This window comes from Chryseobacterium pyrolae, from assembly GCF_025153485.1.
In the GTDB taxonomy this organism is placed as follows: Bacteria; Bacteroidota; Bacteroidia; order Flavobacteriales; family Weeksellaceae; genus Chryseobacterium; species Chryseobacterium antibioticum.
In genome coordinates this window covers 367,160-379,845 of sequence record NZ_JANZQH010000003.1, presented here as the reverse complement: position 1 = coordinate 379,845, position 12,686 = coordinate 367,160, and the positions used below count along the sequence as shown (strand labels likewise).

Genomic DNA, 12,686 nt, shown 5'->3' with positions numbered 1-12,686 from the left:
TTTATGAAAGCTTAAACTTACAACATATTAAAAAAATAAAAAATATCATCTCTACAAAATAAAAATTTAAGACAAATTTATCTCGTTACAGCCTATTCCGTGAAAGGCTTCCTTTGAATCCATTCTTTTTTAGGATTCAATACCCTGAAAATTCTTTTCATAAATAAATTGATCAAAGAATTATTATGCTTTATCAACCCGAAAATTTCAAGAGGTTCCGCACCAATGGTTGATTTTATTTCCAACGCTGTTCTACCAAAAATTATTCTTTTAAATTGATGAGTAATTGCATATTCTACCATGTCTAAAAGCATATTGAGGTACAATTGTTTTTCTTTTTGAAGTTCTTTATTATAGCCTAAAAAATAGGTGTCAATATCTTCATTGTTGAGAATTAAAGTATAAAATCCTATCAGCTTTTGATCTAAAAAATATCCAAAGATTTTAAAGTTTTGATTCAAATTTTCCTTCATCCTTTCAAAATGATTTTCAGCAAGAAAAAAGGTATTGAAAGGAGCATTTTCTGCTACATTTTGATACAGAATATTCATTTCTTTTTGATGTTTTTTTATGTCATCCAAATTCATTTCATACTTTTCAATTCCTTCAAACTTTTTTCTGGCAGAGCGTACTCTTGTTCTGTATTTTTTAGAGAAATCATTTAAATAATCTTCAAAAAAAGTCCAGTCTTCTTTTAATTTCAACATCATATTGGGTTGAACGGAAAACCTGAAATAAGCCTGATGATTTTTATCCTGAAAATAGTTGACAAAATTGAACTGGTAATCTTTATAAATGATCAAAGATGTTTTTCTGATCTCTTTCTGCATCTTCTGAACAGCCTTATCCAAAAGCGGAATAACCTCTTCTAAAGTGATTTTAGCAGCATCAAAATAAAATCCATTTTGACCTGTCAACATATTATTTCCCAGAATCATTACATCTCTACTGAATTTTTGGGCAAAGAAATTCCTGATATTACACCACACTTCATTTTTTTGAAAAGTTGCATGATTCCGAAAACTTAAATACTGAAATAAAGCACCGCCAATCAACTCATTATCATTGAAAAATCCAATATAATAACATTCCATATTATTCGGCCCGGAAGAGTCCAAGACATGAAAATATTCTTTGGAAAGCATGATATTTTGGTTCCCGATCACAGCATTCCACTGTAATGGTAAGTCCGGAACACTATTGTATATTTTTAGATTATATGACATAAAAAAGGCCACAAATGTAGCCTTATAATTTAGATCGTTAGAATTTTATTTTTGGGTAACCCAATTAAAGCCTTCAGGAGAATACCAACCGCAGATAATTCCGCCCATAATTGTGAGTGTTATCGTCCAATATGCGGTATTAATAAAAGTATATTTCCAAGATTTCCTTTCAAACATCGCGTTAATTGCAATGAGGGGAAATACAAAGAAAACTCCGGCCATAAAACAATGCAAAGCACCATGACCAAAAGAACGATAAGCTGTTCCATAATCTTTCATAAAGGAAAAAAATGAAGGTTTTGCGTTTGTTTCGTCTCCTCCAACCATTCCTAAGGCTCCAAGTTGATGTATTGTGATCATTTGCAGGAAAAAAGCAATCAAAAAAGACAGGATAAATGCAAAAACAAAGACAAATCCCATGTTTGATCCTTTCATTTTCTCTTCCGTCAACCCTACTTCCTGCATCCAAACAGTTCCTAAAATTTTTGGATGATACCAGATAAATCCCATAATAAGTGGGACTAATGCAGCTACAGCAATAGCCAAAAAGTTAATTTGCATCATAGTTTTATGTTTTAATTAATTATATCAAATCTACATTAAAAATCAATATAAAATATATTTTACATAAACTATAATTTGTTTTAACTAAAAATTAAAAACAAAAATAAATAAAATCAATTAAAAAACTAATCTCAATTTACACTTTATTATATAAAATTTCAAAAGAACTAATATTTTAAAAGGTCTTTGATATAATAGTATTAATAAGTTTTAAGTGTCTACATTTTCGTACTTTTGCCGCTCAATACAAAATCAATATCAAACCATTACATTCCAATGAATTACGTTTCTGTCGAAAATCTTACTAAATCTTATGGCATCAAAGTTTTATTCCAAAATATCAATTTTCATGTCAATGAAGGTGACAAAATAGCCATTGTTGCTAAAAACGGGAGCGGGAAATCTACCCTTCTTAAAATATTAATGGGGAAAGAAATTGCAGACAGCGGAACTGTGAATATTAATAAAGATATCCAGGTGGTCTTATTTGATCAGGAAATCGATTTTGATTCTGATCTTACCATTGATGAATTTATGATGACCCTCGATTCTGCGCCCATTCAGGCCCTGAAAAATTATCATAAATCGCTGCTTTCTACAGATTATGATTTCATTGAAAAAGCTTTGGCTGAAATGGAAATTCACAAAGCATGGGATCTGGAGAATGACATGAAACAAATTCTCTCTCAGTTGAAAATCACAGATCTGGAAGCCAAAATGGGAACTCTTTCCGGAGGACAGATCAAACGTGTTGCCTTAGCAAAATTACTGACTGAAACAAGAGCTGAGCACCGCCATACGCTTCTCATCATGGATGAGCCTACCAACCACCTTGATGTAGAAATGGTAGAATGGCTTGAAAGCTATTTGAGCAAAGCAAAAATAACTTTAATTCTGGTAACTCACGACAGGTATTTCCTGGATGCCGTTTGTGGAATTATCTGGGAAATGGAAGATAAAAATCTGTATTTCCACAATGGTTCTTACGCCACATATCTTGAAAATAAAATGATTCGTGAGGATAATATGAATTCTACCATCGACAAAGCCAATAATCTGTACAGGAAAGAATTGGAGTGGATGAGAAGACAGCCCAAAGCGAGAACTACCAAATCAAAATCCAGACAGGATGACTTTTACGAAACTGAAAAAATAGCTAAAACCGATACGAGAAAAGAGTCTCTGGAACTTGATTTCGAAATGAAAAGGCTTGGAAACAAAATTTTAGAGCTTAGAGATATTTCTAAAAGTTATGGCGATAAATTATTATTAAAAGATTTCAGTTATCAGTTTCAGCGAGGTGAGAAAGTAGGAATTGTAGGAAAAAATGGTGCCGGGAAATCTACATTGCTGAATATCATCCAGGGGCTTGAGCCGAAAGATTCAGGAGAAATTGAAACCGGAGAAACGATCAAATTTGGATATTTTTCACAAAAAGGGCTGAAGTATAAAGAAGATGAAAGAGTTATTGATTTTATCAAAGAAATTTCTGAAAACTTCCCTTTAGCCAACGGAAAAACGATCTCTGCATCGCAGTTTCTAAGGTTGTTTTTATTTGATGATCAGACTCAGTACTCTCCTATTTCAAAACTTTCGGGTGGTGAAAAAAGGAGGCTGCATTTGATGTATATCCTGTATCAGAATCCAAACTTTTTGATATTTGATGAACCTACCAATGATCTGGATCTTCCGACTTTAACTGTACTGGAAAATTTCCTGCTGAACTTTCAGGGCAGTTTGATTATTGTTTCTCACGACAGATATTTTATGGACAGAATTATTGACCATGTTCTGGCTTTTGAAGGGGAAGGAAAAATCAGAGATTTTATCGGAACTTTCTCAGAATACAGAGACGCCAAAAGCCGCGAGGATGCATTGGAAAAAAATGCAGTATCCAAACCGGAACCTGTCAAAGAAATTGTTGTAATACCAGAGGTTTCTCAACCTTCTTCCCCAAAAAGAAAAATGTCTTTTAAGGAGCAGAGAGAACTGGAAACCATAGAAAAAGAAATGCCTGAATTGGAACAAAAGCGTACCAAGATCATGAATCAGCTTAATAACGAAACGGAATATGAAAAAGTGGCACAACTTTCTGCCGAATTGGAAACCATTTCTGAAAAGCTGGGGGAATATGAGATGAGATGGCTGGAACTTCAGGAAATTTAAATAAGTTTTAGAGTTTTAGAGTAGGAGCGTATGAGAGTTTATCTCAATTGCTTTTACTCTAAAACCCTACTACTCTCAAACTCTATTACAAGTAAACTACCTTCTCCCCTTTTGAGCTCTCCAGAGAAGCATCAATGATTTTCATATTTTGAACCACTTCTCTTCCCTGAGAAGGCAGTGCGTATCCGAAGACAATATATTCATAAATCTGCTGGTAGTAGTCCATATAATTTCCGGGTTCACTGGAAGTCAGAATTCTTTCTGTTTCTGAATTTTCATTTAAATAATTTAAAATTCCGTCCATCCCTTGTAATGGCTCGGTCCATTCATTGCCATAAACTGGTACAGCTCCTGCAACCAGTTCATTTTCCTGATTATCGGTTCTTTCCTGCAGAAAACTTCCTTTTTCTCCGTGAATAGCATAAGCGTAGTGCGCTTCTTTGGTGAAGACAGATGATTTCAGTCTTACCCTCAGATTATTCTTGTAATATAAAAGAATTTCAAAATAGTCATTGGCATATTCCGCGCCTTTCATCGAAAAAACGTCTGCAAAAAGTTTTTCAGGATATCCGAAATACTGCACCGCCTGGTCTACAAGATGGGCACCCAGATCATGAAGTGAACCTGAACCTGTTTGTTCCGGATCTTCTTTATGCTGTTTTCCACTTGGTGTGGTACGGAATCTGTCGAAACGGATCTCTGCTTCTTTAATATCTCCTAATTTTCCTTCATTCATTATTTTGTGAACCTGTAAAAAATCGCGGTCAAATCTTCTGTTCTGGTAAACACTTATAAATAAACCTTTTTCTTCTGAGAGGTTCACCAACTGTTCTGCTTCTGACACACTCACGGTAAAAGGTTTTTCAACGATTATATTTTTCCCTGCCTCGAGTGCCATTTTAGCATATTCAAAATGGGTCTGCACGGGAGTATTGATGATCACCAGTTCAATATCTGCACTCTGAAGCATCTCTTCCACGGAACGATAAATGGTTGCTTCGGGATATTTTTCTTTAGATTCCTCTTTGCTTCTTTCTACGATAGCAGCCATAAAAAATCCGGGATGTTCTTTTAAAAACGGGGCATGAAACACTTTTCCGCTCATTCCAAAGGCACAAAGTCCTGCTTTTACCAATTGCATATGTATAATTTTTAACAAATATATTTAATAATACTCAGTTTACCAGCCTACACCCAAAACCGGTATTTTTAGTACATTCCTAAAATATGACAAAAATCATTTTATTATTTTTATTAATTCTAAATTAATCCCTTCCGAATTCTTATTTTTGCCGCTATTTAAAACTATTCTACATAAAAATAAGTAATGAAAAAACAGCTAGCTTCTTTAGGACTTCTATTTACCGCCTTATCTGTAGGTGCTCAAATGAAAAATGTTGAGGCAGACACTATCAGATCACAAACCATTGAAGACATCAATCTCCATAAAACCGGAAACCCAAACCAGGCAAGAACATCATCTACCAAGTCTGCGCTTACGGTAATGGAAACCCCACAACCTATCTCCATTGTAACACACGAAATCATTGAGCAACAACAGGCGAAACAGCTGAGCGATGTTCTTCAGAATGTAAACGGGATGTACGTTACTTCATCCAGAGGAAACTCTCAGGATAGTTTTGGAGGGCGTGGTTTTATTTTAGGGAATGATAATATTTTTAAAAATGGAACCAGAGTCAATAGTGGAGTTTTCCCTGAAGTAAGCGGTTTAGAAAGAGTAGAGGTATTAAAAGGAGCTAATGCCATGCTGTATGGAAATACTGCTGCAGGAGGGATCATTAATATGATCACTAAAAAGCCTAGATTCAATTTTGGAGGAAGTGTGGGACTTAATGGAGGAAGCTGGAACTCTTATAAGCCGACTGTTGACATTTATGGTCCTTTATCTAAAAATATTGCATTCAGGGTAAACGGTGCTTATGAATATGCTGAAAGTTTCAGAGATGTTGTAGAGTCTGAGAAATATTATTTCAACCCATCTTTCTTATTCAATTTAAGTCCGAAATCACAGTTAATTGTAGAAGCCGATTATCTTAAGAATAATTTTACTCCGGATTTTGGTATTGGATCCATTACCAATAAAGACCAGAGTTATTCAATGAATAATTATGTGGACAGAAATACATTTTTCGGTACAGACTGGCAATATCAAAACGTAGAACAGACTTCAACGAATGTAACGTTCAATCACCAATTAAGCACTAACTGGACTTTAAATGCTGTTGCTTCTTACCAGAATTATACAAAAGATTACTTTTCATCCGAGCGTGTACAGTGGGTATATGACAAAAAAGTTGATGAGAATCGTTTAACCTGGACACGCCCATTCAATAAAACCCTTAACAAAACTCAATACGGTTCAGCACAGGTAAATATTAATGGGGAATTCAATACAGGAAAAATAAACCATAAAGTATTAATAGGCGCTGATGCTGATTACAATCAGGCCGATGCTTACGCGTACAATGTAGCAGCTCCTGTGAATGTTCTATATCTGGACAACCCTTCCACCTGGGGAAATATCGCAATGCCGGACACGAGTGAAAATTCATTAACAAGGATCAACACTAGAAGAGTTGGTGTGTATATTCAGGATTTTATCAGTTTAACTAAACAATTTAAAGTGATAGCCGGGGTTCGTTGGTCTTATATAGAAAATATGCCCTCTATCAAGACCACTTATGCAACTTCAGCTAAACCACTGGATAAAAGCTTGGTACAAAACTCTGCAACGTCTGATCAGGCATTTTCTCCAAAATTAGGTCTGGTTTACACGCCTAACGATAATCTTTCTGTTTTTGCAACGTATACCAATTCATTTGCTGCCAATGCAGGATATATGTCTGACGAAATTGGTTCTTTAAATACTACAGGAACGGTTGCACAGGTAAGAGACAGAGTCAATAACCTCTCAAAACAAGGGATAAAACCTACTACTATAGATCAATATGAAATCGGGGCCAAGAAAAATCTTTGGCATAATGCTTTAGCGATCAACCTTAGCTTGTATCAGATTATACAAAATAATACTTACCAGAACTATTTTTATACCGACAACACCGGAACCCCTCAAACTCCTGATACAAATCTTAAAGAATTTGCAGGTAAAATGAGAAGCCGTGGTGTTGAACTGGATATCACAGGAAACCCGACAGAAAACCTATCTATTATTGGAGGTTTCTCTTATAACAACTCTGTGTATATTGATACTCCGGACAAAGGATATGTTGAAAAACAAAGACTGGTAAGAACTCCTGCCACTACAGCCAATGCATCTGTCTTTTATAAATTCACCAAGTATGCGAAGGGATTAAAAGTAGGCGCAGGTATTTATTATATCGGAGATAGAATTGGAGGCTGGAACGACTCTAAATCTACCAATATCACCAGAAACAATGTCAGCAGAATGCTTGAACTGAAAGATTATACAACAGTAACTGTCTCTGTAGGCTATGAATGGAGTAAATTCTCTATCCAGGGGAAAGTGGGTAACTTATTCGATGTTGTCAACTACAACGTACACGAAAACTATTCAGTCAACCCTATTACGCCAAGAAACTATTATTTTACGCTGACTTACAAACTTTAGAATTAAGTACTACAATAATTTCATCGTTCAAAGTGGAAATTGCATTTTTGCAGTTTCCGCTTTTTACATTACAAAAACAAACAATACGATATGGATAAGATCAAGGACACAAGAAGTTTTATGAGAATTACACACCGCTATCTGGGATATTTTCTTGCTGGAATAATGGCTGTGTATGCAGTGAGCGGAGTTTTGCTCGTTTACAGAGATACCGATTTTCTTAAAAAAGAAAAAAAGTATGATAAAACCATTGCTGTCAACCTTTCAGAAAAGGAACTGGGGAAAGAATTGAAGATCAAAGGTCTGGAAGTAGAAAAAACAGAAGGGAATATCCTTCACTTTAAGCGTGGAACTTATGATGCTTCCACAGGAAAGGCTCAATATTCCAAAATGGAACTTCCATTTGTTCTGGATAAGATGGTAAAGCTTCATAAATCCCAATCTAAAGAAACATTGTCACCTCTCAATACCTTTTTCGGGATTTCTTTATTTTTCTTTGTCATCTCAAGTTTCTGGATGTTTAATCCTAAAACAAAAGCCTTCAAACGAGGGATCAAATTTGCAATCGCAGGCCTCATTATTTCGGTGATTCTTTTATTCATTTAAATTGTAGGATCATCAAAAAAATGACTAAATAATTCACATTCTTCATCTCTACAAATTAACAATTATTCTGACTTTTTATCTAAAATTAAGAAGTATGGCATCATTCTTGTTTTTTCTATAATCTACAAATGATAACATTTAATTATTAAAATAATAAATTATGAAAAAACTAATTTTTGCAGGAATATTAGCAGCAACAGGTTTGACTGCAACGGCTAATGCTCAGATTCAAAAAGGTAACTGGCTGGTAGGAAGTAGCTTAATATCAAGTAATTTTGGTTTAAATACTGGTGGAGGATACAATATCGGTATTCAGCCTAAAGGTGCTTACTTCATTCAGGATAATGTTGCTGTAGGGGGATATGTAGACTTAGGTATTAATAAAGTTACTAATGGTAGCCCTACTGAATTCACTTATGGTGTAGGTGGTTTGGGACGTTATTACCTATCACCGGGAGAAAAAGGTGTGGATAACTTACTTCACCACGGAAGATGGTTCCTTGAAGGTAACGTAGGTATCGGAGGAAGATCAGTGGAAAATGCAGATTCTACAACTGGTTTAGACTTTGGTGCAGGTCCGGGTTATTCTTATTTCATTACGCCTAATATCGGTTTGGAAGGTTTAGTGAAATACAAAGGAAGAGCAGGATTTGGTAGCGAAGGATTAAATTCTAATATTACTTTCAACGTAGGATTCAGTATTTACTTACCTACTTCAAAAGCTAAAGAGGTAGCAAATGATTTAAAATAATCATAGTTACCCAATAAAAAATGAAATCGCCCCGAAATATTTTCGGGGCGATTTTCGTACAAATTAAAACTAAACTATAAAAAATCAAATAAATCATGTATTGGGCTGTGGCGTATATCTCAGATACGGCTTTACTTCTGTAACGCCTTTCGGAAATATTTTTCTGGCATCTTCCGTAGAAATGGACGGCGGAACAATAACGTCGTCACCGTTTTTCCAGTTGACCGGAGTAGCAATTTTATGGGAATCAACCAACTGAAGAGAATCGAGTACTCTCAGGATCTCATCAAAATTTCTTCCTGTAGAAGCCGGATAAGTAATGATCAATCTTACTTTCTTATCAGGATCAATGATCAGCAAAGAGCGTACGGTAGCAGTTAATGAAGCATTCGGGTGAATAAAATCATAGAGTTCTGAAATTCGTCTGTCTTTGTCCGCAATAATAGGAAACTGCACATCGGTGTTCTGGGTCTCGTTGATATCTTTGATCCAGTTCTGATGGTCTTCTACTCCATCTACACTTAAAGCAATGACTTTGGTTCCTCTTTTCTCGAATTCTGATCTCAATTTCGAAGTATAACCCAATTCCGTAGTACATACCGGCGTATAATCCGCAGGATGCGAAAACAGAATTCCCCATGAATTTCCTAGGAACTCATGAAATTTAATATCACCTAAAGAAGTCTCTGCCTTAAAGTCCGGTGCTGTATCTCCTAGTTTGATTGACATAATATTCTGCTTTGTTAGTCTACAAATTTAGTAGACTTTTTGGAACTGGCAAAATTTTTGTTGAAAATTTATATCTTTAACCAAAATTTTATTCATGCAGAACATTGGACACAGCTATGTAGATGTTATTTACAGGGTTTTGGAAAGCTGGTATATGAGGTTTGCCGAGCTTACCCCGAAACTTATCGTCGGAATTTTAGTATTTTCTTTTTTTCTTATCACTAGTAAGTACCTGAGTTTAGGTGCCGTAAAATTATTTCATAAATTTTTCCCGAAAAGCCAGAAAGAAGGCTCTCTGGTGACTTTAATCGGCATATTCAGGTTTTTGATTATGATCATGGGAACTTTCATTGCCCTTGAAATCATGGGCTTCAGCAGTTTCCTTTGGAAGTTCATCGGAAGTTTAGGGGTGGCCGGGGTGATCGCCGGGGTCGCTTTAAAGGATCTGGTATCCAGTATTTTTTCAGGAATGCTGATCGGGATTGATAAAGCATTTAAAATAGGTGATTATATTACAATCGGTGCCCATTCCGGGACGGTTCAGGAAATTGGTTTTTTAACGACCAAGCTCATTACTGACGATGGAAAAAAGGCTTACATTCCCAATCAGGTTATTTTTAATGCTCCTTTTTACAATATTACCGCTTCGCCGCAGCGCAGAATTATTTTAAATTTTGAGATTCCTGCGGATGAAGATATCAGCAAAGCACAGAAGGGAATGCTTGCCGTCATTAAAAGTCTTGACAGTGTAGACAGACTGGATACTTCAGAAGTTATTTTTACTGACCTAAAACAAGGCAATTTTAGCCTTCAGGCTAAATTCTGGATGAAGGTAGGCGGCAATCTGGTTCAGTTGAAAAGCGAGGCTTATCTGAAGATCAAGGAGCGCCTGGATGCTGACAATATACAGCTTGTAACACCTACGAGCATCAGCATTACCAATGGGGAAACTCTTCCTGCTGAAAATTAGGACAAATAAATATAAACCGCTTTTCTTAAGCGGTTTTTTTATGCCTTAATTATTTCTGATGTTTTAATTGAAGGCTATCTTTTTGATGCAATTGGGCAACGGAATCATTCTGGATCATCGGCGCGCCGAGTATAAAATTGTCATTAGTAGGAAGGCTGTCTTTCTCAATGCCCGAAGCAACTGTTGCAACTTTCCCTTTATCTTTTGGTTTGGAACAGCTGGTCAAAAATAAAATCATGGAAACTATAGCCAAACCTATTTTATTATTTCTGAATAGGGCAGGAATATACTGAAAGAATTTATTTTCTATAGGTCCGTTTTTTTCGTTTTCTACAGTCAGCTGATGGCTAAAAAATCTACCACAAATATCTTCTCCCTGTTTCTCTTTAAAAATAGATTCAATTTCATAAGATTTCTTTTCTGTAAAATCAATTACGCATTTGCTGCATACGGAACAGAATCTTCCTTTTTCCCGGGAAGACATTGTTTCCCAATTTTCACAAGGATTGGGAATGTGTAAGTTTTTCATCATATATGTAAGAATAAATTGAACCACAAAAGTCTTTAATGTTAAACACTTTAGGGCACTGCAATTTTAAAGTTTTAACATTCTGAAAACAAATAAGATCACATAACCCGAAAATCAAAGATTTTCATAAGAACTTAAGTGTACTTCCATATGCAATCTATTTAACTTTAAAATAACTAAAGTGTTATAAGAACTTTTGTGCCTTTTGTGGTTAAAAAGAAAAAACCGTTCCAAAGAATGGAACGGTTTCTGAATTTATTTAAAAGTTTAGGCTTAAGCTAAAACTTCTTTTACTTTGTTTGCAGCTTCTTCTAAAGTAATTGCAGAATGTACAGGAAGACCTGAATCGTCAATTAATTTTTTAGCTTCAACAGCATTAGTTCCCTGTAATCTTACGATCAATGGAACCGGAAGGCTACCCATCGCTCTGTAAGCATCTACAACTCCCTGAGCTACTCTGTCACATCTTACGATACCTCCGAAGATATTGATCAGGATTGCTTTTACGTTTGGATCTCTCAAAATGATTCCGAAAGCAGTCTGTACTCTCTGCGCATCAGCAGTACCTCCAACGTCCAAGAAGTTAGCAGGGCTACCACCAGATAATTTGATGATATCCATAGTTGCCATTGCAAGACCAGCTCCGTTTACCATACAAGCAACGTTACCGTCTAGTTTTACGAAGTTAAGACCCGCTTCACCAGCTTCTACATCCATTGGATCTTCTTCTCTTGTATCTCTCAGTGCTTCTAAGTCTTTGTGACGGAACAATGCGTTACCATCTAAAGTTACTTTAGCATCTACAGCGATAATTTTGTTATCAGAAGTTTTCAACACAGGGTTGATCTCGAAAAGTGAAGCATCAATTCCAGTGTAAGCATTGTAAAGAGATGCAATGAATTTTGTGAATTCTTTGAAAGCATTTCCTTCAAGACCTAAGTTGAAAGCAATTTTTCTAGCCTGGAACCCTTGAAGACCTAAAGCAGGATCAATGATTTCTTTGTGGATCAAATGAGGCGTTACTTCTGCAACGTGCTCAATATCCATACCTCCTTCAGTAGAATATACGATTGTATTCTTACCTTCAGCTCTGTCTAAAAGAATAGAAACATAAAATTCTTTAGTTTCAGTTTCTCCCGGATAATAAACATCTTCTGCAACCAAAACAGAGTGTACTTTTTTACCTTCAGCAGAAGTTTGTGGAGTTACCAACTGCATTCCGATGATGTTTTGAGCGTTTTCTTTAAGTTTATCCATGTTTGGAGAGAACTTTACACCACCACCTTTACCACGACCACCTGCGTGAATTTGTGCTTTTACAACCCAAGCCTGCGCTCCGGTCTCAGCAGTCAATTTTTCAGCAGCTGCTACAGCTTCTTCTACATTGTTCGCTACGAAACCACGTTGGATAGCAACTCCGTACTTTGATAAAATCTCTTTTGATTGATACTCGTGAAGATTCATATTATTTTTATTATTTTATTTTAAAATTTAAAGGTTGACAAATTTACTAAAAAGACATGGAAGTTCAAGTT

Annotated in this window: 11 protein-coding genes; 5 read left to right on the top strand and 6 right to left on the bottom strand. The window is 35.7% G+C overall.

All coding sequences use genetic code 11. The annotated features are described in order from the left end of the window. Positions 1-92 precede the first annotated feature (92 nt). Positions 93-1,226: a GNAT family N-acetyltransferase gene (locus NZD88_RS08515; RefSeq protein ID WP_259828724.1), complete on the bottom strand. Its 1,134-nt coding sequence runs from the start codon at positions 1,224-1,226 to the stop codon at positions 93-95. Between the two features lie 45 nt (positions 1,227-1,271). Further along, positions 1,272-1,790, bottom strand: coding sequence for a DUF1761 domain-containing protein (locus tag NZD88_RS08510; protein WP_341483006.1), 519 nt, complete (start codon positions 1,788-1,790; stop codon positions 1,272-1,274). Between the two features lie 276 nt (positions 1,791-2,066). Between NZD88_RS08510 and NZD88_RS08505 the strand changes: the two genes are divergently transcribed. Beyond that, positions 2,067-3,956, top strand: coding sequence for an ABC-F family ATP-binding cassette domain-containing protein (locus NZD88_RS08505; protein ID WP_259828723.1), 1,890 nt, complete (start codon positions 2,067-2,069; stop codon positions 3,954-3,956). A gap of 85 nt (positions 3,957-4,041) precedes the next feature. On the opposite strand, the gene NZD88_RS08500 is transcribed toward NZD88_RS08505, so the two are convergent. After that, positions 4,042-5,097, bottom strand: a complete 1,056-nt coding sequence (locus tag NZD88_RS08500) for a Gfo/Idh/MocA family oxidoreductase (RefSeq protein ID WP_259828722.1) — start codon at positions 5,095-5,097, stop codon at positions 4,042-4,044. A 186-nt stretch (positions 5,098-5,283) separates the two neighbouring features. On the opposite strand from NZD88_RS08500, the gene NZD88_RS08495 reads away from it, so the two are divergent. The 3 genes from NZD88_RS08495 to NZD88_RS08485 all read left to right on the top strand — a co-directional run bounded on the left by NZD88_RS08495 (position 5,284) and on the right by NZD88_RS08485 (position 8,923). Continuing rightward, the gene (locus NZD88_RS08495) at positions 5,284-7,566 is read left to right on the top strand and encodes a TonB-dependent siderophore receptor (protein ID WP_259828721.1); all 2,283 of its coding nucleotides are present in this window, start codon (positions 5,284-5,286) and stop codon (positions 7,564-7,566) included. 90 nt (positions 7,567-7,656) lie between these two features. Further along, a complete protein-coding gene (locus NZD88_RS08490) occupies positions 7,657-8,172 on the top strand; it encodes a hypothetical protein (RefSeq protein ID WP_169233657.1) in 516 nt (171 codons plus the stop codon). Between the two features lie 160 nt (positions 8,173-8,332). Then, positions 8,333-8,923, top strand: a complete 591-nt coding sequence (locus NZD88_RS08485) for a hypothetical protein (RefSeq protein WP_169233656.1) — start codon at positions 8,333-8,335, stop codon at positions 8,921-8,923. Positions 8,924-9,016: 93 nt separating this feature from the next. On the opposite strand, the gene NZD88_RS08480 is transcribed toward NZD88_RS08485, so the two are convergent. Next, positions 9,017-9,652 (bottom strand): peroxiredoxin, encoded by a 636-nt coding sequence (locus NZD88_RS08480; protein ID WP_259828720.1) that lies wholly within the window; start codon positions 9,650-9,652, stop codon positions 9,017-9,019. Between the two features lie 94 nt (positions 9,653-9,746). Here NZD88_RS08480 and NZD88_RS08475 point away from each other — a divergent pair, with 94 nt between their 5' ends. Further along, positions 9,747-10,622, top strand: coding sequence for a mechanosensitive ion channel family protein (locus tag NZD88_RS08475; RefSeq protein ID WP_259828719.1), 876 nt, complete (start codon positions 9,747-9,749; stop codon positions 10,620-10,622). A gap of 49 nt (positions 10,623-10,671) precedes the next feature. Here NZD88_RS08475 and NZD88_RS08470 read toward each other — a convergent pair whose 3' ends face one another. Next, entirely contained in the window at positions 10,672-11,154 is a 483-nt protein-coding gene (locus tag NZD88_RS08470; RefSeq protein ID WP_259828718.1) for a hypothetical protein, read from the bottom strand. 270 nt (positions 11,155-11,424) lie between these two features. Further along, complete coding sequence (gene sucC, locus NZD88_RS08465) at positions 11,425-12,615, bottom strand: ADP-forming succinate--CoA ligase subunit beta (RefSeq protein ID WP_169233652.1); 1,191 nt, start codon at positions 12,613-12,615, stop codon at positions 11,425-11,427. Positions 12,616-12,686 lie beyond the last annotated feature (71 nt).

What these genes read in the sequence shown, in the direction of transcription:
- NZD88_RS08515 (WP_259828724.1), bottom strand. Translation starts at nt 1,226, where the DNA reads ATGTCATATAATCTAAAAATATACAATAGTGTTCCGGACTTACCATTA.
- NZD88_RS08510 (WP_341483006.1), bottom strand. Translation starts at nt 1,790, where the DNA reads ATGATGCAAATTAACTTTTTGGCTATTGCTGTAGCTGCATTAGTCCCA.
- NZD88_RS08505 (WP_259828723.1), top strand. Translation starts at nt 2,067, where the DNA reads ATGAATTACGTTTCTGTCGAAAATCTTACTAAATCTTATGGCATCAAA.
- NZD88_RS08500 (WP_259828722.1), bottom strand. Translation starts at nt 5,097, where the DNA reads ATGCAATTGGTAAAAGCAGGACTTTGTGCCTTTGGAATGAGCGGAAAA.
- NZD88_RS08495 (WP_259828721.1), top strand. Translation starts at nt 5,284, where the DNA reads ATGAAAAAACAGCTAGCTTCTTTAGGACTTCTATTTACCGCCTTATCT.
- NZD88_RS08490 (WP_169233657.1), top strand. Translation starts at nt 7,657, where the DNA reads ATGGATAAGATCAAGGACACAAGAAGTTTTATGAGAATTACACACCGC.
- NZD88_RS08485 (WP_169233656.1), top strand. Translation starts at nt 8,333, where the DNA reads ATGAAAAAACTAATTTTTGCAGGAATATTAGCAGCAACAGGTTTGACT.
- NZD88_RS08480 (WP_259828720.1), bottom strand. Translation starts at nt 9,652, where the DNA reads ATGTCAATCAAACTAGGAGATACAGCACCGGACTTTAAGGCAGAGACT.
- NZD88_RS08475 (WP_259828719.1), top strand. Translation starts at nt 9,747, where the DNA reads ATGCAGAACATTGGACACAGCTATGTAGATGTTATTTACAGGGTTTTG.
- NZD88_RS08470 (WP_259828718.1), bottom strand. Translation starts at nt 11,154, where the DNA reads ATGATGAAAAACTTACACATTCCCAATCCTTGTGAAAATTGGGAAACA.
- sucC (WP_169233652.1), bottom strand. Translation starts at nt 12,615, where the DNA reads ATGAATCTTCACGAGTATCAATCAAAAGAGATTTTATCAAAGTACGGA.